The following is a 22,246-nucleotide window of genomic DNA, read 5'->3' as shown; positions in this document are numbered from 1 at the left end:
TTAGGATGAAGAAGGTAGATTATATTATAGTTGGTCTCGGCATAGCAGGTATCTGTTTGTCTGAACAACTTACAAAGCGCGGTAAGACTTTTGTAGTAGTTGATAACGGCACAGAAGGATCTACTGCGAATTCTGGTGGTGTTTTTAACCCAACGGTGCTTAAACGCTTTACGGCGGCTTGGAATGCTGCTGCTTTTTTTCCTGTTGCAGAAAATTTTTATAGCGAGCTTTCTGAAAAACTTCAACAAAAAATAATTTCACAAACACCTGTTCTAAGAATTTTCAAAAGTGTGGAAGAGCAGAACAATTGGTCTGTTGCAAGTGATAAAAGGGAATTGCAAGATTTTCTTTCTTCGGAATTTTTAAAAAATACAAATCCTTCTATTGACGCGCCCTTCGGTTTTGGAAAGGTGTTAGGAACCGCTCAAATTCACACAAACATTCTGCTTTCTAGTTATCGAAACTATCTGAAAGATGAAGAAGTTTGTCTTTCCGAAGATTTTCAATACGAAGCCATTCAGCAGAAAGAAAATGAAGTGGTTTACAAAAACATTTCAGCGAAAAAAATCATTTTTGCGGAAGGTTCAAAAGTGGTTGACAATCCATTTTTTCTGAAGCAAGCAATAATTGGCAACAAAGGTGAATATGTAATTATTAAGGCGCCGGATTTAAAATTGGAAGCACTTTTAAAGGGTTCCATGTACGTTATTCCAATTGGAAACGATGAATATAAAGTGGGCGCAACCTACAGTCGCGACGATTATAGTTTAAATCCGACAAAAATTGCTAAAGAAGAAATCCTTTCAAAAGTAAAAAGTTTTATTAATTGTTCTTTTGAAGTAATTGGTCAAACTGCAGGAGTTCGTCCAACTACTAAAGACCATAGACCATTACTTGGAGTTTTAGACGAAAACCCAAACTTAGTTTTCTTTAATGGCTTGGGGTCACGCGGATTTTTGATGGCGCCCTTGCTTGCTGAAATTCTTTTCAATCATTTGGAGGACAAAGTGCCGATTCCTCGTGAAATGCACATTCAAAGAATGGTTTTGTAAATTCTAGAATTTTTAAGACTTCGCTTTACTTTTATCATAGCTTACAAAAAGATTGATCCAAATATTTCTAGAAATCCTTACAATAAAGGGATACAAAAGCGCCAAGCTTAAAATAATAACGAGAAAGGTGTGATTTATATTTAGCCCTAGAAAATAGTAAGAAATTACGAAAGCCGCCACGGCAATTGCGCAACCCACACCATAACTAACATACATTGCCCCGAAAAAAAAGGAAGGTTCAATTTTGAATTTTTTCCCGCAATGACTGCAATTCTCGTGCATTTTCATGATTTTAGAAATGTTGTACGGATTATTATCCAAATACATATCGCCTTCGTGACACACGGGACAAGTGCCTGTAAAAATACTGTAGAGTTTGGAGCCTTTAAGGAATTGCATTATTGGTTTTTTTAGCACCGCAAAAATAAGCATCTTTGCAGAAAATTTGGCAGTAATTCCTATTGCACATTTCATAAGAAGTCAATGATCAATATTCATAATCTTTCGGTTTCCTTTCAAGGCGACTATTTGTTCGAAAAAATTACCTTTCAACTAAAACCTGGCGATCGGGTTGGTTTGGTTGGTAAGAATGGTGCGGGAAAATCTACCTTACTGAAAATCATTGCTGGCGAACAGGAATATGATACAGGCCAAATAGCGACGGACAAGGAGATTTCAATTGGTTTCCTAAAACAAGATATTGATTTTCAAAAGGGAAGAAACGTTTTGGAAGAATCCTACGAAGCCTTCACCGAAATTAAAAGACTTGAAAAACAACTTGCGGAAATAAACACCCAACTTGCCGAACGAACGGATTATGAAAGTGATAGTTATCATCAGCTGATGGTAGATTTAAATGATGTTCAACATCAATACGAAATTCACGGCGGTTACAACTACCAAGGAGAAACAGAACGAATTTTACAAGGTCTAGGTTTCCAAAGGGAAGATTTTACGAAGCTTACCGAAACCTTTTCTGGAGGTTGGCGAATGCGTATTGAGCTTGCAAAACTCTTGCTTCAAAACAACGATATTTTGTTGCTGGATGAGCCTACAAACCACTTGGATATTGAATCCATTTTGTGGTTAGAAGAGTTTTTGAAGAATTATCAAGGAGCAGTAGTAATCGTTTCTCACGATAAAATGTTCTTAGATAACGTAACAAATAGAACCATAGAGATTTCCCTTGGAAAGATTTACGATTTCAACAAACCATACACACAATATTTAGTGCTTCGTAATGAATTGCGTGAGCAGCAACTGGCTTCGCAAAAAAACCAGCAAAAGCAGATTGAACAAACTGAAAAGCTGATTGATAAATTTAGAGCCAAGGCAAGTAAAGCCACAATGGCGCAGTCGCTCATAAAAAAGTTAGACAAGATTGACCGGATTGAAGTAGATGAAGATGATAACAGCGTGATGACGTTGCGATTTCCAGTTTCTGTTACACCTGGAAAAGTTGTAATAGACGCTGAAAAAATCACAAAAAGTTACGGCGATAAAGATGTTTTAAACGGCGTAGATCTTTTGGTAGATCGCGATAGCAAGATTGCTTTTGTTGGTCAAAACGGCCAAGGAAAATCTACTTTGGCAAAAATAATTGTCAAAGAAATTGAATATGGCGGTAAACTTACCTTAGGCCATAACGTACAGATCGGTTACTTTGCCCAAAATCAAGCTGATTATTTGGACGGAACTAAAACCGTTCTGGACACGATGATTGATGCGGCAAACGAAAAAAACCGTAGCAAGGTTCGTGATATTTTAGGTTCTTTTCTTTTTAGAGGAGAAGAAGTGGAAAAATATGTCCGCGTGTTAAGTGGTGGTGAGCGAAACCGTTTGGCATTGGCGAAATTGTTATTGCAGCCTTTCAATGTTTTGGTGATGGATGAACCTACAAACCACTTAGATATAAAATCTAAAAACGTTTTGAAAGATGCCTTGAAAAGCTTCGAGGGAACTTTGCTTCTAGTTTCTCACGATCGTGATTTTCTTCAAGGATTAACCAATAAAGTATATGAATTCAAGGATCGTCACATCAAGGAATATTTAGGTGATATTGATTATTTCTTAGAACAACGAAACCTTCAAAACCTTCGCGAAGCAGAAAAGCGAACCGTTGTTTCCGAAGTAAAGGAAAAACGAAGCGCTGGCGAAGAGTATGAAATTCAGAAAAAACTGAAATCAGTTAAAAATAAACTGAGTAATGTGGAATCTTCAATTGCTTCGTTGGAAAAAGAAATTGCAACAATTGATACCGAATTGCTCATCAATTACGAAGAAACCATTGCAAAACCTCACTTTTTTGACAAATATCAAGAAAAGAAAAAGAAACTTAAAAAATTGATGGAAGAATGGGAAATCCTTCAAGAGACAGTGGAGTCGCTGTCATAAAAGCAGGAAACTTCTAATAATTTTTTCTTTTTTTGGTTAATTTTTTTTATGCTAAAATTGCAGGTTATAAATTTGTAAAAGAAGCATTACAAAAAGAACTGGGTGAAAATGAATTTTTTTTCTACTCACTACAAACTAAAAACCACCGACTATGTACGAACACTTTTTTCAATGTCCACATTGCTGGGAAGAGATTTCGATGTTGCTGGATACTTCAGTAAGAAAGCAAAAATATATTGAGGATTGTGAAATTTGTTGTAATCCTCTGGAACTAGAAGTAAGTTTTGAAGATGGTGAACTTGTTGGGTTTTCTGTAAACAACTTAGAGCAGTAATATTTTAATGGTTATCCCTATTCGCTAACCTTTCTTTTTTCCGTTCAGCTCTTCTTTCGTTTCTTGCGGCTTTTTTAGTTTCTTTGTTTTTGGCTCTATCCACCTTATCTGGAACTCCGGTAATACTTCTTAGAAGGCCTTCTTTTATATTCAACCATAAATAGTTAAAGAATGATTTGGTATTGTCTGGAGTAACGTGCCCACGACCTTCACGAAAATTTTCACCATCTTTTTCACTATTTTTTTTGATAAACAAGTTAGCAATTGCAGATAAGACCTTTTTTTCTTCCTTTCCTTCTTTATTTAGTATGCTTATAGAAAAATCATTGTAATTTATTTTCATATCTATTATAGATGCTGTTTTCTCACCGCTTATTGTAAAATAGGTTTTGTCAACTTCTCCATTTAGATTTATTTTCAAATTTGGCTCCGTAAAACTGTCCAATTTGTCTGCAACAAGTAATCCAACGTCTGCTTTAAAAATAAATTGGTCATTAGGGTTTTGTACATCAAAACTCCAATCTGCCGTTAAAGGAGTGTCATTCATAAAATTTGCGCTAACTTTTATATCTGTCTTTGTGGGGCTTTTGTAGGTATTGCTAACGTTAGAAATGGCGGCGTTTAGATTTTCAAAATTGATGGAGCCACCCATATTTTCTGGTTTCTGTCTTTCTTCATACCTTATTTTAGCATCCGTAATGGTTAATGAATCCACGGTCAATTCAAACGGAAGATCACGAAGCATTTTGCTGTAAAGAGGCTTTATTTTTGGGTCGTCGGCCACCAATTTATCTCTATATATTTCTAGAGAAGGAGTGTTTACAGAAATCATTCTGCTTTTTGCAAAAAAACGATTTTGCTTAAAACCGAAATCAAAGTCGGCTATGGAAAGTGACTTCACAGAAAGATCGTAATGGTCACGTTCCTTAGTTATGATTCTGGAAAGTTCTCTTTTGGAATACTTCGTTTTAAGGTTTAGATTTTTAAAAATTGCATTGTTATTTTTAATTGAAAATTCTTCAACAGTTAGATTTTCGTACTTGCCTACCTTTACAAATACAGTATCGCTCGTTGCTTCAACATTTTTATAATTGAAAGGGATTTTCCGAAGAACAGTTTTATTGTCTACTAAAATGTCATTTAATTCAACGGTCAGTCCCGTCGCATAGATTTTTGTAGAATCCTTCCCTTTTTCATAAATAGCTAATCTTGTGTTTTTAATTTGAACACGATCTACGCTAATTGGTTTGTAAATTCTGGCTACTGGATTGCGGGTGCTATCTTTGGAAGGAGTCTGTAGGTCTTGATAATAAAGTATTCGCGGATTTTCCAGAGAAATGTTTTCAATATGAATTTCGTCATTCACCAAATAATTCCAATAACTAATGTCTGAAATTTTAAGCTTTTCAACATTTATAAATGTGTGTTTTACCTTGTCTTGGGTATTACTTATTACCACTGAAGCGTTAGAAACTGTTAGTGAGCCACCAAAAGTTTCTACTGTTATATCGTCATAGGCACTTGCTATATTTTCTGGTAATCTTTCCTGAATAAATTTTTCAAGTTTGTTTTTAAGGATACTGTTTATGGAAACCGTTGCTATAATAAATAGCGCCCCAATGGCAAGTATTATAAAAACGACTTTTTTGAAATGTTTGTTCATAATTTAAAGATAGGTAAAGAATATAATTCAAATCAAAAAATAATTAATGCATTACAAAATATTATGTTTTCTAGCTTGTGGGGTTCAAAATCCTTTGTATCTTTGCAGTCCAATATTTCTGTCGGCATTATGAACCGAAAGTTAAAAGCTAAAAATGAAGTTTTGGAAATCCATCGCGGGATAGAGCAGTAGGTAGCTCGTCGGGCTCATAACCCGAAGGTCACTGGTTCGAGTCCGGTTCCCGCTACTAAAAAAACCTCAAGTTTTCTTGAGGTTTTTTCTTTTTTAGACAAGTCGTCAAAGGCTATTTTAACATCATTTTCACAACTCATTTACTACCTTCGCATACTTTTCTTTAAAATTTATATAAATGAAATATTCAAAAAGTAGTTTTCTACTATCACTACTCCTTTTCACCTTTTGCTTTGCGGCAATTTCACAAGTTCAGGAAGTAAAACAAGACAATCAGCAGCTTTTCGATAATTTCAGTTATAGGCAGGGTAATGTGTATCGTTCAGCTTCTGGAAAACCTGGCCCAGAATATTGGCAGAATTCTGCAGATTACAAGTTGGAAGCCACTTTGGACGATAAAAACCACACCGTTTCTGGTAATGTGAATATTCATTACACAAATAATAGTCCTGAAACCTTAGATTTTATTTGGCTTTATTTGGAGCAGGATCGTTTCACCGAAAATTCCAGAGGAACACTTACAACTCCAGTGCAAGGAAATCGCTATAATGGCGATGTTGAAGGCGGTTTTGAATTAACAAATGTTTCAGCTAAAACAAAAACCGGAACTTCTTCGAAATACTTAATCACTGATACCCGAATGCAACTATGGTTGGATAAACCACTTGCCGCAAAAGGCGGCGAAGTTGATATAAAAATGAATTTCAAGTTCAAAGTACCTGTTGAAGGTATGGACCGAATGGGTCGTCTTGAAGTGAAGGACGGAACAATTTACGCCATTGCGCAATGGTATCCACGTGTTGCGGTTTTTGATGATGTTGTGGGTTGGAATACTGACCCTTATTTAGGAGCAGGCGAATTTTATTGCGAATATGGAAATTACGATGTAAAAATCACCGCTCCGGCGGATCAGACAGTTGTTTGTTCTGGAGTTTTGCAAAACCCAAAAGATGTGCTAACAGCTGAACAACAAAAACGTTGGTCACAAGCTGAAAAAAGTGATAAAACGGTTTATATAATTCAGCCAGACGAAGTTGGTAAACCAGTGGCTCACGCCAAAACTAGCGGAACCATTACTTGGCATTTCAAAATGGAAAACACGCGCGATGTGGCTTGGGCTTCTTCAAAAACATTTATTTGGGATGCGGCGCGTATGAATTTAGGCGATGGAAAATCAGGATTAGCTCAATCTGTTTATCCAAAGGAAAGCGCTGGCGATAAGGCTTGGAAACGCTCTACAGAATTTACGAAAGCTTCAATTGAATTTTACTCAAAAACCTATTTTACTTATCCATACCAAAACGCAATAAACGTTGCAGCTAGTGTTGGCGGAATGGAATATCCTGGCGTTAGTTTTTGTCATTACCAAAGCCACGATGCAGATCTTTGGGATGTTACCGACCACGAATTTGGACACAACTGGTTCCCAATGATTGTTGGGAGTAATGAACGCCGCTACCCTTGGATGGACGAAGGTTTCAATACTTTTATAAATCATTACAGTACAAAGGCTTTTAATAATGGCGAATTTCCTACTAGTACAGACAAGCCTAAAAGCATAGTGCGTTATTTATCCTTTGACCAGCGTGAAGGCATAGACACCTATCCAGATGTTGCGCATCCATTTAATCTTGCATATACCGCCTATTATAAACCAGCAGCTGGGTTATATATGCTTCGTGAATACATTCTTGGACCAGAACGTTTTGATAATGCTTTTAAAAGTTACATCAGCACTTGGGCCTACAAACACCCTCAACCAAATGACTTTTTTAACCACATAGAAAACGTTGCAGGTGAGGATTTATCTTGGTTTTGGAAAGGCTGGTTTTATGGCAATGGCAACATAGATTTGGGTATTTCTGAAGTAAAACCTTATAATGGAAACTATTTGATTACAGTTGAAAACGATGGCCAAATTCCAATGCCAGTGCAACTTCAAGTTATTTATACAGACAATACAACAGAAAACATAAATCTTCCTGTAGAAATCTGGCAACGTGGCAATAGCTGGGAACATCTTCTAAAGACCACAAAACAAGTGCAACGTGTAGTGTTAGATCCAGATAAAATGCTACCAGACGTAAATCCTTTAAATGATACTTGGAATAAACTTTAATAGGTTTACCCGAAATAAAAATGCTTTCAGATTTTAAAATCTGAAAGCATTTTTTTTAATAATTTCTGCAAGTTGTAATTGCGAGGCACGAAGCAATCTCCTTGTAGATAAATTGCCAAATTCATTTAGCACCCGCCCAAGTGAACATCTGAGTATTTGCTAACATCTATTGTTACTTCATTAGTGCTTTTTTAAACCCTTTTAATTGCTTCTTCCTTGCTGTATTTATGCTGGCATATATAAAAATTTGCGACTCTTTTTGCTAGTTCCTTTATATATTCTACAGGATCTGAATTTGGAGCGGGCGGCGACTGTGAAGGCGTATATTAATTTTCGTTTTCTACAGAAGGTGCTTTTGGAGGTTTTGGAACAACAATTTTAGTTATATCAAAAGGTTCTTCGTATAAATGAATGGTGCCCGGATAACTCCCTGACTTGTCTATATAAATCCCTAGATTATTGTTTTTTTCGAGTAGCTCGTTTGCCCTTTCATAAGTGATTAACTCTCCTTTATAGTAATACGTTGCTTCACTGAATTTCTTTTGGTCTTCTGAAATTGAAAAGGTTGGTGGTGGTGGTGGCGGTGGTGGTGGTGGTGGTGGTGGTGGTGGTGGTGGTGGTGGAATACACTCCGGAAATGGTTCTGCATTTGCTTTTTGTTCGTCACTCATTTTTTTGTAAATGAATTCCAAGCGAGCTAAATCGTTCTTTTTGATTATACGTTTTTCAATGTCAATATCATTGTATTTTTTTGCCAGCTTGTTGTATTCTGCAATTTCAGCTTTGGTTGCTTTTTGTTGAATAATTTTCCCTGTATTTTCGTCTCTTTCTTCAGGTTCGCCAACTTGAACTGACCACGGATTGTTTTCATCATTTTTCACATTAGCTTTTGCCGCTTTAAATTTCTCAAGATCTTTTAAATACGCTTTGTGCAAAACTTCAGCTTCTTCAGTAGTTTTTCCTGAATATGAATTTACTATAACGTTTGTGTCCAAATTGGCATCTTCCAAGTTTTTTATATTAGACATGCTTAGGTTTCTCAGGTTATTCGCATAAAATATTTCTGTTATATTTTCAGCTAAAACTTTATCCTTTTCATTATAAAACCCCACATTCGCAGAAATATATTTTTGCTTTTGCTCGGTTGTTAAATGTGTATTTCGTTTATTGATTTCTGTTTTAAGATCAGTCAATTCAACAGGAATTCCGTTTAAAGTTAGTTTAGAGTTTTTATCAATAACAACCCTAATATCTTCAATAGTGTCTGTGGTAAAAACAGTACTTTTTTGAGTTTGTTCTATTAAAACTTCTTTCGTGCTAAATCCATAAATCAATATGGAAAGCAATGGCAATAGCAATAAACTTCTTAACCAAATGGCTCTTTTAGATGTGTGTGTTTTCATAACTGTAAATCGTTTTTTGATGGATGAATAATTGAGTGAATGTGCCAATGAAGGCGTTAAAGCATTTGATGAGAATGCCAGTAATATTTTTTGATATGCTGAAGTTTCTATGCCAGCGTTCAAAACTGCGTGATCAGCTAAAAACTCGTGGTTTAATTTGATGCTTCTTTTTATGAAATAAAACAAGGGATTGAACCAAAACACAATTTGTAGAATTTCAACAAAGATTACGTCCAAACTATGTTTTTGGCGCGCGTGGGTTTCTTCGTGAAGCATCACTTCTTCAGGAATTTCGTGGTTTTCAAATTGTGTTTTGTTTAGAAAAATGTAATTGAAGAAAGTATGAGGGATTACATTTTCACTTAGAAGAATATTTATAAAACTATGATTTTTAAATTTTGGGTTCTTCTTTATTTTTTCAACTAAAGTGAAAAGATTTTTAAAAAACTTTACACTGAAAAACAAAACACCCAAACCATAAATAGTCCATATAACAAACCGCCAGTAATTAACAACGTCTTCAGGTTCTGATATAATAATTTGTGAATTTCGTTCAGCGAAAACCGTGGTAAACAGCGATGCTTCAATATAAGTAGTAAAAGTGATAAGCGGAATTGTAAAAGAAACCAATAAACTTCCGAAAAGATAAAAACGCTTAAAATTATGGACAGAAGTATTTTCCAAAACCAATTTGTAAAAGACGAAAAGTACGGTGAGGCAGACTGCGGATTTTAATAGGTACATTTCCATCATCATTTCTTTTTAATTTCAGAATCAATCAAGGTCTTTAATTCTTCCAACTCTTTTTTGGAAAGATTGGTTTCTTCAGTAAAAAATGAAGCAAATTGTGACGGGCTATTGTTGAAGAAATTTTTAATCAATCCATTTACGTGTTTTGAGAAATAATCTTTCTTTTTCACCAATGGAAAGTATTCACGCGAGCGACCTAGTTGTTTATAATCTACAAAATTTTTGTCCTGCATTCGCTTTAAAAGTGTTGCCACAGTTGTGGTTGCAGGTTTTGGGTCTGGATAAGCATCTATTAGCTCTTTCATTAAGGCGCGTTCCTTTTTCCAGAGGAATTGCATTAGTTGTTCTTCGGCGTTTGAGAGTGTCATTTATGAAAGATTGAATTTGTTTCTACAAACGTAGAGTAAATATTTTAATTCTACAAGTGTAGAAGTGTTAAAATATCAAATTCCAAAATCCAAAATTTTCCTTCTTTGCAGTAATCAGTTGGAAATAGTAAGGGGCTGTTTAGGACTAATTTTCTAAAGGAATAATCTTTTCCGTAGAAATAAAACTACCGTCATTTGCAATCCCTTCGATAAAAACGGATACGTTCTTAATTAATTGATGTGGAATTTTAAATTGTATATTTCCATCTGCTTGAATTGTAAGTCTCGGAAACCATCCAATTATCCCATATTGCTGATAAAATAAACTTTGATAAGAAGTGTATGCTGGAGTGTAAAACTTTTTTGGCCCGCTAAATGTCAATGGAGCGGAAACTTCTTGGGATGCATTTATTTTCATTTTGCTTTGGGAAGTAGTGGGATTGGTAAATATTTTAATCACACCAGGTGCCCCAACTCCTCCTTCACTAGTTCCTGATTTATCCATAAGAATATAATCTACATCTTCCATTGAGTATTTATATAACATATCTGTATTGGTCAGCTTGATATTGTTGAAATAAATAATAACTGGCTTGGTTTTAACGGAAGTATTGGTGGTATTGGCGAGTGTGCCTTTTGTGGTAATTGTCTCACCTTGGCCAAATGATACAGGACGGGGATTGTATATGAGTAGTTGTCCCATGGTTTCATTTACGGTGAATCCTTTGGTTCTAATAAAGTCACTAAGATAAACATACGATTTTCGAATATTGTCATCTACAACGTACGCTTTTCCAAATGCGGTTCTGGTCAATTTATCTTCACGCGACAAAACCTTATCTGTTTTTATAGTAACTGCGTCAAGTTGCTCTGCTTTGTCCCAACTGCTTTGAAACATTGTGTTTTCCCAACTTATGTTATTTGCACTTTTCTTCAGCAATGGCGCAGTATTCCCCACATTTTTAATGTCTGGAACTTTTGAAGGGGAAAATTGTAAATATAGATTTGGTCTATCAATATGATTGTTCTTCTTCACCGAGCTAAATCGTATTACTTCGTTATCCATTGGATAAAGACCAACCGCACCAAAATCCGTATCACTTTCATTCACGCGAAAAAGTTGCATTTCATTGTTTATGGTAGCGTACATCATATACTCTGAAGCTCTTTTGTCGTTAATATTTGCTCTAAAGCTGATGCCGTTTTCATATCCATAAAGTGCTTTTGGCGGATGGTTAAAAACGGTATTCCAATCATAACTGCTCCAGCCTTGGGCTATAAGTACATTGTCTAGTTCAAATTTCTTTTTGCGAGTAATATCTGTAAAATAATAGGCTGAATTTTCGATATAACTCTTAATGTACGGCTTTAGGTAAGTTTCAGAAATAATATTGTTATTTGGGTTGTAAGATTTTGTTTCCTCAGGAAGTACAGAAACACTGAAGTTGTTTGCTAAATTCTTGTCAATATTATTTATGGGAATTTTAATTTTTATTGAATCGTTGGTGGTTACAATTTGTGGGTTTTCCGCAGTCAGCAAATTGATTCCTTCATATTTAAAGAAAAGACGTTCTAAAATCGGGTGGTTTTCTTCATCAAAAAGTGTGAAAATATTAATGCCTGGATTCAAATCTTCATACTTGATCATTTTTACAACTTCCGTGGTTTTTTCAAAATTAATGGCTATTGTTTTTAAAACACTTCCGTTGTGTATTGCTAAAGTGTATTCTTGATTGGCTATCTGTTTTAGCGTGTTTTCATTGATTCGTAAAGACAAAGCAACCTTGTTTTCTAAATCGTTCATCGTTAATGCAATGCCCGTACTTTCTGCTTTTTCTAATGAAAAGGTTTGTTTTGTTCCGTTGAAATCTAGAATTACTTTGTTGTTGCTGATGGCATTTGGGGTAAAAGTGAACTTTCCAATTCCGAATTGATTTGTTTTAAAATCAATAAGTGTTTTATTTTCTGAATCCACTACTTTTCCAGTAGCATTTGGAACCCCAAAACCAAGATCATCTTTTACAATTACACCTACGCTATTTTTTACATCAACAACAAAATGTCCACCTTCTGGCAGAAATTGCGCATCAATGTTTGAATTTGTTACTTTGATTTTTGGAATATTTTCCGCCTCGGTATCAATGATTTTTAGTTTCTGTACATACTGGTTTTGTTCATCAAAATTTCGCATCCAATTGGTGTATGCTTTAAAAGTATATTCCCCCGAAGTGAAAAGACTATCAATTTGAAACGACCCGTTTGCAACGCCATTGGCTGCTAAAATCATCTCACTTTTTACGATTCTATTGTTTTCGTCGGAAATTGTGCAGTACAAGTTAGTGGCTGTAGTAGAAGTTTTTTTAGTGTTTTTGCCAAAAACATAGACTGTAAAAGCCATAATTTCTCCTTTTAGATAAGTTGTTTTGTTGAGGTGTGCATAACTTATTTCTCGTGGCAGTTCGGTGTAATTTTTATAAAAAAAAACCAAATCACTTTTTTCGTTTTTATTTTGACTTAAAACTGAAAACGTAAAAAATAGAATAAAAATAAAGCTCAATTTAGATTTTGAAAGATGAGTATTTGAAGTTTTCATGATTTGAGCTTGATTTTGATTTTCTAAGGTTTTATAAAAATATAAACTTCAAGTCACAAAATGTATTTTGAAATGATAAAAAAGCGGATAACAAAGGTTTTTAAAACCTTTACCGTTCATCGTCTACTTTCAGCTATATTTGCCAAAATTTGAACAAGATGAGCCTAGAGAAAGAACTACAGCAGCGAAGCGACAATAAATGTGAGCTATGTGGAAACGAAGAAAACCTAACTGTTTTTGAAGTGCCAAACTCGCCAACAGATGTTGCCGATACAAGTATTTTAATCTGTACTACTTGCAATGACCAAATTGAAGATCCCGAAAAAGTAGAATCTAACCATTGGCGTTGTTTAAATGATAGTATGTGGAGCACTGTTCCGGCCGTTCAAGTTGTGGCTTGGCGTATGCTAAATCGTTTAAAAGCTGAAGGCTGGCCACAAGATTTGCTAGACATGATGTATCTGGAAGATGAAACCAAGGAATGGGCAAAAGCTGGAGTTGAAGACGCCAGAGGCGAAAAACTTATTCACCGTGATAGCAACGGCGTAATTTTAGAAGCTGGTGATTCTGTAGTGTTAATTAAAGACTTAAAAGTAAAAGGTAGCAGTATGGTTGCCAAACAGGGAACGGCCGTTCGTAGGATTTCCTTAGATCACGAAAACGAAAAATACATTGAAGGGAAAGTGGACGGTCAGCAAATTGTGCTTATTACTGATTTTGTGAAGAAGATTTAATTTTAATAAATATCTTTTCGATGGCCTAAAGCAACAACATCTACTATTAATTCATTATCGAAAATTTCATAAATTATTCTGTAATCTGAAATTCGAATACGGTAAGCTTCTCGTCCTTTTAACTTTATATATCCCTGTGGTCGGGGATTTTCTCCTAATTGGAGTATTGAAGATTTAATAGAAGAATAATAAGGTTCTTGAATTTTATTTAAAATTTTTACAGCGCTTTTCTTTATGGAAACCTTATAAGTCATTCATCTAACTATTAACGGTTTTTTTCAATTGATTTAAAAGCTTCTTCGGCGACTATTGATTCTTCTTGATTTTTTTTAGCTTCATCGTATAGTTTTATATCATCTACGGCTTCAAGTTCCTCTAGCATTTTTTGGTATTCTTCAATAGAAAGTATTACGGCAACCTTTTTTCCTTTTTTATCTGTTACATATTGCGTTTCCATACTTTTTAAGTTTTTTAGGAATTTATTATAAAGATAGAATAATAAATTCTAATGATTTTAAAAACTTCTTATGCAACCTTAAATCATAAAACCCAAGGAAACAACGCTTTGCTTTTTGCTTTATAAATTAAGTAACCTTCTCCAAAATATTCTGCAAGCCACAGCTCTTCCAGTTTCAATTTTCGCCAAAGGGAAACAAAAACGATTACTATTGCCAAAATTCCACGGTAATCGCCCACAATTAGTATATTACCCAAAAAGAGAAGCAATATCGCAGTGTAAATTGGATGACGAATAATTTTATAAGGTCCCTTTGTTATAAGTTCATGGCCTTCCTTCAACTGAACAGAAACACTCCAGTTTTTTCCAAGTAGCAAGCGCGACCAGCAAGCGAGCAAAGTTCCCAGCCAAGCGATACTTGCACCTGTAATTCCAACCAAATCGGTATGTTCTACAAAATTTTCTCTTATCCACATACCCATAAACCATTCGGTTGGACCTAAAAGTAGACCTGCAATAATTAGTGGTAACCAATACCACAAAAAACGTTTTAGAAGCGGTTCTTGATTATCAGTTTTTTTGGTTTGAAGTGCTCCAAGTATCCAAACGATTAGAAATACTATCCAGGCAATACGCAGTGCTATTTTGGCTTGTTCCATAATTTACAGTTTAATTTTAAGCAAACTTAAATCTGAAATTTGAGAGAATAAAATGCTTGGGATGAATAACAAGCTTTTGGGACAAGCCTCAAGAAGTATGGGTCAAAAACTTCATCTTTTCTTCAAAAGTTGAAATATTACTTCGAGAAACTGGAATTGAACTTTCGAAATTCTTTAGTCTTAATTGATAGCCTTGTGCATTCCCAGAGATGCTTTCAACTTTTTTTAGGTTAACTAAATACGAACGGTGGATTTTCACTACAAAACCAAAATCATTTAATTGACTTTCAAGTTGAGTTAGCGTGATTCTCTTTACCAATTTCTGAATTTCGATTTCGTTTTTGATTTCGTTTTCGAAAAAGATTTCTAAGTAATTTTTTTCGGCTTTTGCGAAAAGAAATTGTTGGATTTCTAGTTCAAAATCATCAGCTATCAATTGTGTTTTTATAGGAATTGAAGTTTCAATTTCAGAAGGTTTCAGTGAAGATTGAAAAGGAATTAGTTTTGCAGATTTTTCTTTGTAACGATCGTAAAGACGTTTAAAATTCAAAGGAATAAAGATAAAGATAAATAAAATTCCGGCGAGTAATGTGTTTTTCAATTCAACCCAGAAATGGTGAAGTGACCAATTATCAGGATTATTATAAATAAAATCGCGAACCAAGAAATTGAAAATTCCCACGAGAATTAAATAACCAAATATCCCTAAAATCTCTTCTTTTACATTCCATTTGTCATCAATATCATTGATTTGCTGAACCAATGAAAAGATGATTAAAAACAAAAGTGAAGGAATCAAGGCGTGAATAAGGCAAATCCATTCATAACCCATTCTGTGCTCTGAAAGATTCACTTGAAAAGGTTGAAAAAAATAATTGAAGAGAAATGTAAGTGCAAAAATACACGAAGAAATTACGAGCAAAGTTTTTCCTCGATAGTAAAAAGGATAAGGCTGAGAAAGGAAGTTAGCCAGTTTTGCGAAGCTCATATTTCTCAGCCTTACTAATTAATTACTTACTCATCTCCGTAAAGAAATGATAAAACTGAGGAATAGTCTCAATTCCCTTTAAATAGTTCCAAATACCAAAATGTTCGTTAGGTGAGTGAATGGCGTCACTATCCAAACCAAAGCCCATTAAAATAGTTTTGCTTTTCAATTCTTTTTCAAACAAAGCTACAATTGGAATACTTCCGCCGCTTCGTTGCGGAATTGGAGTTTTCCCGAAGGTTTCTTCATATGCTTTTTCAGCTGCTTTATAGCCTAAACTATTAATTGGCGTAACGTAAGCTTGCCCGCCGTGATGCGGTTTCACTTTTACGCGAACACCTTTTGGAGCAATACTTTCAAAGTGATTTTTGAAAAGTTCTGTTATCTTTTTCCAATCTTGATTTGGCACCAAACGCATACTTATTTTCGCGAAAGCTTGGCTTGCTATTACGGTTTTTGCACCTTCACCAATGTAACCACCCCAAATTCCGTTTACATCTAAAGTTGGCCGGATAGAATTTCGCTCATTTGTTGAATATCCTTTTTCGCCATACACTGAATCAATAGCTATAGATTCTTCGTAATCTTTTAAGTTGAAAGGTGCCTCAGCCATTTTCTCTCGTTCTTCTTTTGAAAGTTCTTCTACGTCATCATAAAACCCAGGAATAGTGATATGATTATTTTCATCGTGAAGTGAGGCAATCATTTTAGTCAGCACATTTATTGGGTTTGCTACCGCGCCTCCATAAAGTCCGCTGTGTAAATCTCGATTTGGACCAGTAACTTCTACTTCTACATAACTAAGACCGCGAAGACCTGTTGTTATTGAAGGAGTATTTTTAGAAATCATCCCAGTGTCGCTTATTAAAATAACATCGTTAGCAAGTTTATCGTGGTTTTTTGAAACAAACCATTCCAAGCTACTACTACCCACTTCCTCTTCGCCTTCAATCATAAATTTTACGTTGCAGGGCAGTTGGTCGGTTTCGGTCATATATTCCAGAGCTTTTACGTGCATATACATTTGGCCTTTATCATCACAACTTCCTCGGGCGAAAATGGCTCCTTCAGGATGTAATTTTGTTTTTTTGATTACAGGTTCAAATGGCGGACTTTCCCATAAATCCAATGGATCTGGCGGTTGCACATCGTAATGGCCATACACCAAAATGGTTGGTAATTTTTTGTCAATCATCTTTTCGCCGTAAACAATAGGGTATCCTGGCGTTTCACATATTTCAACTGCATCGCAACCCGCTTTTTCAAGTTGTTTTTTCACGGCTTCCGCAGTTTTAAGAACATCTTTTTTGTATGCTGAATCTGCGCTGATTGATGGTATTTTAAGTAATTCGATCAATTCATCTATAAATCGATCTTTGTTTTTTTCAATATAAGGTTTTGCACTTTTCATTTTGTTGTTTTTGAAGAAACGCTAAAGTACAAAACACCACTAAAAGAACGTGGTAAATACTAAAAATGCTGCTTCGGTTTAACTAACATTTAGCAGATTTTAAAATTTATAAAAATAAATATTTTTAAAACCGAAATCTTGTTTATATTTGCACTCCTTTTACAATATGTCCTAAGTGTTGTGAAAGAATTTATGCAGGCGTGGTGGAATTGGTAGACACGCTAGACTTAGGATCTAGTGCCGTGAGGTGTGAGAGTTCGAGTCTCTCCGCCTGTACAAGTAGAAAGCTTCAGAGAAATCTGGAGCTTTTTTTGTTTAAAGGTCTATCTCGTTTTAAAGTAAGTTGAATTTTTGTCAACTTATTTTAGTAAGAAACATAAAATGCAGCTTTATCAATGATGAAATATTTGTCTGTCATTGATTTAAAAAATATCTTCTTGCTGTTGCATATTTTCAACCTCTTTCATTTTCTTTTTAAAGCCTTCAGTTAAATTAGTGAGATATTCTTGATATAGTATTCCTTCGGATCTTTCATTTTTAAACTTTTCAGGATTGTATTTTCTATTGAATTCGTTTATTTTACCTACAACGCGAACTTCCTTCTCAAATAACTCGCTATACTTTTCTATGGCGGTTTTTACATAAAACTTCGATGCTTTAAGATAGCGTTTTCGTTCTCCAGGCTTTGTAAAATATGCTACATATTCAAGCTTGAACAATACATTCAGATTATTTGAAGCGGCGCTTTTACTTGCCTGATGCATTTCTGTGATATCCTCAAAAGTCAATCCATCATCTGATGCTAAAATCAGTGTTGCATATATGCGTGCTGCCAGTGGCGGTAAGTCAGCTCGTTCTTCAATGACTAATCCTATCTCTTCAATCAATAAACTATTCTCTTTAGATATATTTTCTTTTATCATATCATTATCTACCTTATATTTCTAAACGGCCACGGCACTTGCAGCTTTAATTTCTTCTTGTAATTCTTCTTCTTCCTGTAATGCTACCTCGCGTACATAGCCTTTTGTAGTTTGTCCTTTAAGACGTTTGCGCAATAGTATAACACTACGTTTGCTCAAGCCATCAAGATTGAGAAAAGAGACATAGACCAATACTGCTCCACCTAACATTACCAACAATCCATACAATCTCTTCGTGGAAATCATAAGTGAATCTAGATTTATTGTTTTATAAAGCCCCATTGCGGTTTGTTGGGAATAGGCAGAGGCATCCATTTTTCCTGCCATATTAGTCAAAGCTTCCAAACTCCAAATACTGTCTATATAATTAAATCCTAAACTCCATAGTCCCGGACCTATCATCGTTCTTACAATAATCATTACAGCAGCAGCTCCCAACATAGCATCTGGTTTTAAATCACCAAGAGCGTACAGCCATACGCCTATAAATAAAACGGCCATGCCGAAACCTCGAATTATATTTGGGATAATTAATTGCTCATAACTCAATCCTCTTGAAACCAAGAAGTACATAAGTACATAATATAGGATGAAAGCCGTAAAGCCAGTAAGGATATATATTTTGAGTGATTTATTATTTACCAACCACTTCATACTAAAAACAATAGCTATAAGTAGTCCGGGAATCATCCAAAGGTTGAAGGAATTATCCATAACCGAATCAAAACCTAGTATTCCCATTGTAATTTTACTTTGAAGCGAACCTCCAGCCAAGAAGAAACCAAGCATTAATAACATCATAATTCCGTGAATGACGCTGTAGTTTTTAAGAAAGCCAAAGTGTATAAACGGATTTTCTTTAAGCCGTTGGTTGATGGCATACAGAACGCTTCCTAAAACCATAATTCCCACAGCCAGCATAATATTATCTGACCTGAAATAATTTTGTTGTTTTGCAAACGAGATGAAGTATGCTAAAGCTAAAAATACATTCGTAAATAAAAATAATCCTGTCCAGTCGATTCCTTTTAATGAAACCTTTTTATCGTAACGCTGGTTGTGCATGAAAATTAATGCCAGCCCAGCTAATGATAACATTATAATTGCCATTATAAAATTGGCATTTTGCCAGTATGTGCTAAAACCAAAACGCACCATTAAATATCCAGCTAATTGCGGAAATACGATTGCGGAAGGGTAGAATATTGAATAAAATTTTGGTCGATTTCCATCGGGACTAATCATAAACATCGTTGGCATAATAAGCTCGATGAGTGCAAACATTTTTAGGAAGCCAATGAAGAATGTTGAAGAGACAATCACGATTACATTATCTGTAGTCCCAATCATAAAGCTTGCAATGGCCAGGAACAGAAGCGTTCGCACCATTAAAAATTTAGTATAAAAACGCAATTTATATCTAAAGATTAGTGGCAGACTAACGCCCATTCCTACTACACCTGCATAATTCGCAAAAACAATCCACTCGTTATGAGTTCCAAGACTGCCGACCATATAACTAATATTACCTGTATAAACGCCATTTACCACTAAAATAGGTATGAGGAAAACAAGAATCAAAACCAGCATCAATGGTTTGGGAACCCAATCTGCAAATAAGCCTTTGTTGTACATTTTATTAGTCTTTTAGCGTCATTACCACATTCATTCCCACGCGTACTTTTCCTAGTGCTTTGGCATCATTATTTTCTGTAAATTCTATTTTTACTGGAATACGCTGTTGGACTTTTACAAAATTTCCCGCAGAGTTGTCGGTAGGTATTGCAGAATATTCAGAACCGGTAGCCGCTGAAATTGAAACTATTTTACCTTCAAATTTGGTTTTTCCTATTGCATCCACAGTAAAAGGTATTTTATCGCCTATTTGAACTAGTGGTAATTGCGTTTCCAGCAAATGGCTTCAATCCATTTTTTGTTATTCTGTACTAAAGCTGCAATCTGCTGTCCTGGCTGGATATATTGGCCGGCGGTAATCGTTCTTCTTCCCATAATACCATCTTCGGGAGCTGTGATTACTGTATAATTTAAATTGAGTTTTGCTCTTTCCAGTCCCGCTTCCGCTGCTTTTATTTGTGCATCACTAACGGCAAGTTGAGATTCTGTTTCATTTGTAGAAAGCTGCGCTGTATTTTTTTGTTTGCTTAGCGCATTATACTGCGACTGTAATGTTTTTACTTGTGTCTCAATTTGTTGATACTGTTGTAATGTTACAGCGTCATTTGCTAATAGGTTTTTATAGCGAGCCAGATCTGCTTGCGAATTATTAAGTTGCGCTTTTACACCTAACATATTTGCAGCTACCGTACCTTCGCTACTGCCAACGCGAGCTATGGAAGTTTTTACGGAAGCTTTGCCCGCTATTGCTTGGCTTAAACCTGCTTCAGCTTGCGCGATGGCATTCAAAAAATCTGTTTTATCGAGTGTAAGAAGTGTATCTCCTTTTTTAACTGATTGATGTTCTGTAAAATATATTTCGTCTATATATCCTGGAACTCTCGAGTTTACTGGACTTATATAAGCTTTTACTTGTGCATCGCTCACATAGGTATCATCATTAATGTGTAGATAATTTTTTACCACAAACCAGATAACAAGTAATGTTATAATAAATACAAATGCATTTAAAAGCGTTAGATATAATTTGTTTTTTTTCTTCGCTTTTGGTGTTGCTTTCGGTGCAGATTCGGGCGTTGATTCTGGTGCTGTTTCTGATTTGGATTCTGAAGTTGCCATAGTGTTTAATCTTTAATTGATGGTTTTATAATTGTCCTGTAACTCGAAGAAGTCTTACGTAATTCAGAATTATATCTGTCTGATCATCTAGCATTTGTAATTCTGCCTGCAACTTTGTGTTTGCTGCATCTATTATTTCAATATATGTGACCAACTGGTTTTTATATTTCAATTCAGTAATTCGATAATTTTCGTCAGCTGCGGATTGGTTAACTGAGCTTACTTCTAATTGCGCAATTGCTAAATTATAGTTTTTAAAGGCTGCATTTACATCTCCTTCTATGCGCTGTCTTACCGCTTCTTTTGCCAAAGTAGCTTGATCGATTAAAACTTTATCGACTGCTTCTTTTTTTGGATTTTTAAACAGCGTTTCAATATTATAGGAAAGACTTAATCCTACTTGATATGTATTGGAATAAAGATCTGCTGGCGTGCCAGATGTTTGTGGACGACTGGCATTATAACCTGCAAATCCAGCTAAAATAGGTGATCTATCTGTGCGGGTAAGTTCAAGATTTTTTTCGGCTATAGCTATCTGTGTATCACTTGCGGTAAGTTGCGGATTTTTCTGAAATGCTATTTCGCGATAAAAGGTTTCGTCCTGTTTGCGTATTTGATGATTGATATTATCAATAGTAGGAATAATTAAAATATTTTCATCAAGGCCGGCGAGTAGGGTCAAATTTTTATTAGTAATTAAAATAGCGTTTTCTACCTGTAAAATGCTTTGTTCTAATTGTCGTTCTAGTACTTGCGCACGGAGCATTTCATTCTTTGTAATCATATCCTGCTCATAGAAATACTCGGTATTTTTAGTGCGTTCGGTCGCTAAATCCCTATTATTTTTGAGAATTGTTTTTTGATTTTGAAGATTGTAAAGATTTAGATATAGCTCTGTGGCACTTAATTTAATACCTTGCTCGGTATCTCCTAATTGATTTTCAGACAATGTTTTACTCATCTCGGCAAGTTCAATGGATTTGTTGATTTTTCCACCGGCAAAAATCAATTGACTGACATTTACATTGAATTGATTACCAAAATTTGGAATATCTACTTTTTGCAATTTGTTGAAACCCGTATCATAAATGCTCACATCACTTAAATAAAAAGCACTCACATCTGTACCGATATCTGGAAGCCTATTAACTTTCACTTCGCCAATTGTTGCGTCCGAAACATCCACAGAAGATTTTGCCAATTTTAATTGAATGTTATTTGCCTGAACACTTTCGGCAAGTTCTTGTACCGTCATTATGCGTTCTTGCATCTGTTGTGCAACTATTGTCTGGGTATTTAAACCTAACAGCATAAAGCCCAGAAGCGTTAGATATTTTATATTTTTCATTTTTTGCATTTTCAAGTTAATGATAAAACTTATAATTTGTTATTATCTTCGGAATTAAGAATGGTTTACAATACCTGCAATTAATTCGAATACAAATTTACATT

At 35.1% G+C, this 22,246-nt stretch carries 20 protein-coding genes and 2 tRNA genes; 7 read left to right on the top strand and 15 right to left on the bottom strand.

Annotated features, from left to right (window positions below; all coding sequences use genetic code 11):
• Positions 1-5 precede the first annotated feature (5 nt).
• Positions 6-1,052: an NAD(P)/FAD-dependent oxidoreductase gene (locus AEQSU_RS03925; protein WP_014781562.1), complete on the top strand. Its 1,047-nt coding sequence runs from the start codon at positions 6-8 to the stop codon at positions 1,050-1,052.
• A 12-nt stretch (positions 1,053-1,064) separates the two neighbouring features.
• Here AEQSU_RS03925 and AEQSU_RS03920 read toward each other — a convergent pair whose 3' ends face one another.
• The gene (locus AEQSU_RS03920) at positions 1,065-1,451 is read right to left on the bottom strand and encodes a DUF983 domain-containing protein (RefSeq protein WP_014781561.1); all 387 of its coding nucleotides are present in this window, start codon (positions 1,449-1,451) and stop codon (positions 1,065-1,067) included.
• Between the two features lie 84 nt (positions 1,452-1,535).
• On the opposite strand from AEQSU_RS03920, the gene AEQSU_RS03915 reads away from it, so the two are divergent.
• Entirely contained in the window at positions 1,536-3,446 is a 1,911-nt protein-coding gene (locus tag AEQSU_RS03915) for an ABC-F family ATP-binding cassette domain-containing protein (protein WP_014781560.1), read from the top strand.
• Positions 3,447-3,597: 151 nt separating this feature from the next.
• Positions 3,598-3,780, top strand: coding sequence for a CPXCG motif-containing cysteine-rich protein (locus AEQSU_RS03910; RefSeq protein ID WP_014781559.1), 183 nt, complete (start codon positions 3,598-3,600; stop codon positions 3,778-3,780).
• A 4-nt stretch (positions 3,781-3,784) separates the two neighbouring features.
• Here AEQSU_RS03910 and AEQSU_RS03905 read toward each other — a convergent pair whose 3' ends face one another.
• Positions 3,785-5,443 carry an AsmA family protein gene (locus AEQSU_RS03905; RefSeq protein WP_014781558.1) on the bottom strand — a complete coding sequence of 553 codons (1,659 nt, stop codon included), beginning with the start codon at positions 5,441-5,443 and terminating at the stop codon, positions 3,785-3,787.
• Positions 5,444-5,617: 174 nt separating this feature from the next.
• On the opposite strand from AEQSU_RS03905, the gene AEQSU_RS03900 reads away from it, so the two are divergent.
• Positions 5,618-5,690, top strand: a tRNA-Met gene (locus tag AEQSU_RS03900).
• Positions 5,691-5,813: 123 nt separating this feature from the next.
• Positions 5,814-7,754 (top strand): M1 family metallopeptidase, encoded by a 1,941-nt coding sequence (locus AEQSU_RS03895; RefSeq protein WP_014781557.1) that lies wholly within the window; start codon positions 5,814-5,816, stop codon positions 7,752-7,754.
• Positions 7,755-8,080: 326 nt separating this feature from the next.
• Here the strand turns inward: AEQSU_RS03895 and AEQSU_RS03890 are convergent, their stop codons facing one another.
• The 3 genes from AEQSU_RS03890 to AEQSU_RS03880 all read right to left on the bottom strand — a co-directional run bounded on the left by AEQSU_RS03890 (position 8,081) and on the right by AEQSU_RS03880 (position 12,868).
• On the bottom strand, positions 8,081-9,901 hold the full coding sequence (locus AEQSU_RS03890; protein ID WP_169313452.1) for a M56 family metallopeptidase: 1,821 nt from the start codon (positions 9,899-9,901) through the stop codon (positions 8,081-8,083).
• A gap of 8 nt (positions 9,902-9,909) precedes the next feature.
• On the bottom strand, positions 9,910-10,275 hold the full coding sequence (locus AEQSU_RS03885; protein WP_014781555.1) for a BlaI/MecI/CopY family transcriptional regulator: 366 nt from the start codon (positions 10,273-10,275) through the stop codon (positions 9,910-9,912).
• A 145-nt stretch (positions 10,276-10,420) separates the two neighbouring features.
• A complete protein-coding gene (locus AEQSU_RS03880; RefSeq protein ID WP_014781554.1) occupies positions 10,421-12,868 on the bottom strand; it encodes a hypothetical protein in 2,448 nt (815 codons plus the stop codon).
• A gap of 158 nt (positions 12,869-13,026) precedes the next feature.
• On the opposite strand from AEQSU_RS03880, the gene AEQSU_RS03875 reads away from it, so the two are divergent.
• A complete protein-coding gene (locus tag AEQSU_RS03875) occupies positions 13,027-13,602 on the top strand; it encodes a PhnA domain-containing protein (RefSeq protein ID WP_014781553.1) in 576 nt (191 codons plus the stop codon).
• Positions 13,603-13,604: 2 nt separating this feature from the next.
• Here AEQSU_RS03875 and AEQSU_RS03870 read toward each other — a convergent pair whose 3' ends face one another.
• The 5 genes from AEQSU_RS03870 to AEQSU_RS03850 all read right to left on the bottom strand — a co-directional run bounded on the left by AEQSU_RS03870 (position 13,605) and on the right by AEQSU_RS03850 (position 17,117).
• A complete protein-coding gene (locus AEQSU_RS03870) occupies positions 13,605-13,856 on the bottom strand; it encodes a type II toxin-antitoxin system RelE family toxin (protein ID WP_014781552.1) in 252 nt (83 codons plus the stop codon).
• Positions 13,857-13,867: 11 nt separating this feature from the next.
• Entirely contained in the window at positions 13,868-14,059 is a 192-nt protein-coding gene (locus AEQSU_RS03865) for a hypothetical protein (RefSeq protein WP_014781551.1), read from the bottom strand.
• 83 nt (positions 14,060-14,142) lie between these two features.
• A complete protein-coding gene (locus tag AEQSU_RS03860) occupies positions 14,143-14,718 on the bottom strand; it encodes a methyltransferase family protein (protein ID WP_014781550.1) in 576 nt (191 codons plus the stop codon).
• Positions 14,719-14,806: 88 nt separating this feature from the next.
• Entirely contained in the window at positions 14,807-15,706 is a 900-nt protein-coding gene (locus tag AEQSU_RS03855) for a LytR/AlgR family response regulator transcription factor (protein WP_014781549.1), read from the bottom strand.
• 22 nt (positions 15,707-15,728) lie between these two features.
• Complete coding sequence (locus tag AEQSU_RS03850; protein ID WP_014781548.1) at positions 15,729-17,117, bottom strand: dipeptidase; 1,389 nt, start codon at positions 17,115-17,117, stop codon at positions 15,729-15,731.
• Between the two features lie 194 nt (positions 17,118-17,311).
• Here AEQSU_RS03850 and AEQSU_RS03845 point away from each other — a divergent pair.
• Positions 17,312-17,393 (top strand) — tRNA-Leu (locus tag AEQSU_RS03845).
• A 146-nt stretch (positions 17,394-17,539) separates the two neighbouring features.
• Here AEQSU_RS03845 and AEQSU_RS03840 read toward each other — a convergent pair.
• Genes AEQSU_RS03840 through AEQSU_RS03825 form a run of 5 tightly spaced genes read right to left on the bottom strand, consistent with a single transcriptional unit; the run spans position 17,540 to position 22,142 of the window.
• Positions 17,540-18,040, bottom strand: coding sequence for a GbsR/MarR family transcriptional regulator (locus AEQSU_RS03840; protein ID WP_014781547.1), 501 nt, complete (start codon positions 18,038-18,040; stop codon positions 17,540-17,542).
• Between the two features lie 21 nt (positions 18,041-18,061).
• A complete protein-coding gene (locus AEQSU_RS03835; RefSeq protein WP_014781546.1) occupies positions 18,062-19,675 on the bottom strand; it encodes an efflux MFS transporter permease in 1,614 nt (537 codons plus the stop codon).
• 4 nt (positions 19,676-19,679) lie between these two features.
• Positions 19,680-19,901: an HlyD family secretion protein gene (locus tag AEQSU_RS16100; protein ID WP_157429246.1), complete on the bottom strand. Its 222-nt coding sequence runs from the start codon at positions 19,899-19,901 to the stop codon at positions 19,680-19,682.
• 29 nt (positions 19,902-19,930) lie between these two features.
• Complete coding sequence (locus AEQSU_RS03830; protein WP_052309016.1) at positions 19,931-20,794, bottom strand: HlyD family secretion protein; 864 nt, start codon at positions 20,792-20,794, stop codon at positions 19,931-19,933.
• A gap of 25 nt (positions 20,795-20,819) precedes the next feature.
• Positions 20,820-22,142 (bottom strand): TolC family protein, encoded by a 1,323-nt coding sequence (locus tag AEQSU_RS03825; protein WP_014781545.1) that lies wholly within the window; start codon positions 22,140-22,142, stop codon positions 20,820-20,822.
• Positions 22,143-22,246: the final 104 nt, after the last annotated feature.

It is taken from the genome of Aequorivita sublithincola DSM 14238 (assembly GCF_000265385.1).
Classification (GTDB): domain Bacteria; phylum Bacteroidota; class Bacteroidia; order Flavobacteriales; family Flavobacteriaceae; genus Aequorivita; species Aequorivita sublithincola.
Note: the sequence above shows the minus strand (reverse complement) of the source record. Positions and strands in the feature narration are given on the sequence as shown.

What these genes read in the sequence shown, in the direction of transcription:
- AEQSU_RS03860 (WP_014781550.1), bottom strand. Translation starts at nt 14,718, where the DNA reads ATGGAACAAGCCAAAATAGCACTGCGTATTGCCTGGATAGTATTTCTA.
- AEQSU_RS03905 (WP_014781558.1), bottom strand. Translation starts at nt 5,443, where the DNA reads ATGAACAAACATTTCAAAAAAGTCGTTTTTATAATACTTGCCATTGGG.
- AEQSU_RS03885 (WP_014781555.1), bottom strand. Translation starts at nt 10,275, where the DNA reads ATGACACTCTCAAACGCCGAAGAACAACTAATGCAATTCCTCTGGAAA.
- AEQSU_RS03920 (WP_014781561.1), bottom strand. Translation starts at nt 1,451, where the DNA reads ATGCAATTCCTTAAAGGCTCCAAACTCTACAGTATTTTTACAGGCACT.
- AEQSU_RS03880 (WP_014781554.1), bottom strand. Translation starts at nt 12,868, where the DNA reads ATGAAAACTTCAAATACTCATCTTTCAAAATCTAAATTGAGCTTTATT.
- AEQSU_RS03855 (WP_014781549.1), bottom strand. Translation starts at nt 15,706, where the DNA reads ATGAGCTTCGCAAAACTGGCTAACTTCCTTTCTCAGCCTTATCCTTTT.
- AEQSU_RS03835 (WP_014781546.1), bottom strand. Translation starts at nt 19,675, where the DNA reads ATGTACAACAAAGGCTTATTTGCAGATTGGGTTCCCAAACCATTGATG.
- AEQSU_RS03830 (WP_052309016.1), bottom strand. Translation starts at nt 20,794, where the DNA reads ATGGCAACTTCAGAATCCAAATCAGAAACAGCACCAGAATCAACGCCC.
- AEQSU_RS03915 (WP_014781560.1), top strand. Translation starts at nt 1,536, where the DNA reads ATGATCAATATTCATAATCTTTCGGTTTCCTTTCAAGGCGACTATTTG.
- AEQSU_RS03890 (WP_169313452.1), bottom strand. Translation starts at nt 9,901, where the DNA reads ATGTACCTATTAAAATCCGCAGTCTGCCTCACCGTACTTTTCGTCTTT.
- AEQSU_RS03865 (WP_014781551.1), bottom strand. Translation starts at nt 14,059, where the DNA reads ATGGAAACGCAATATGTAACAGATAAAAAAGGAAAAAAGGTTGCCGTA.
- AEQSU_RS03910 (WP_014781559.1), top strand. Translation starts at nt 3,598, where the DNA reads ATGTACGAACACTTTTTTCAATGTCCACATTGCTGGGAAGAGATTTCG.
- AEQSU_RS03895 (WP_014781557.1), top strand. Translation starts at nt 5,814, where the DNA reads ATGAAATATTCAAAAAGTAGTTTTCTACTATCACTACTCCTTTTCACC.
- AEQSU_RS03825 (WP_014781545.1), bottom strand. Translation starts at nt 22,142, where the DNA reads ATGAAAAATATAAAATATCTAACGCTTCTGGGCTTTATGCTGTTAGGT.
- AEQSU_RS03840 (WP_014781547.1), bottom strand. Translation starts at nt 18,040, where the DNA reads ATGATAAAAGAAAATATATCTAAAGAGAATAGTTTATTGATTGAAGAG.
- AEQSU_RS03870 (WP_014781552.1), bottom strand. Translation starts at nt 13,856, where the DNA reads ATGACTTATAAGGTTTCCATAAAGAAAAGCGCTGTAAAAATTTTAAAT.
- AEQSU_RS03850 (WP_014781548.1), bottom strand. Translation starts at nt 17,117, where the DNA reads ATGAAAAGTGCAAAACCTTATATTGAAAAAAACAAAGATCGATTTATA.
- AEQSU_RS03925 (WP_014781562.1), top strand. Translation starts at nt 6, where the DNA reads ATGAAGAAGGTAGATTATATTATAGTTGGTCTCGGCATAGCAGGTATC.
- AEQSU_RS03875 (WP_014781553.1), top strand. Translation starts at nt 13,027, where the DNA reads ATGAGCCTAGAGAAAGAACTACAGCAGCGAAGCGACAATAAATGTGAG.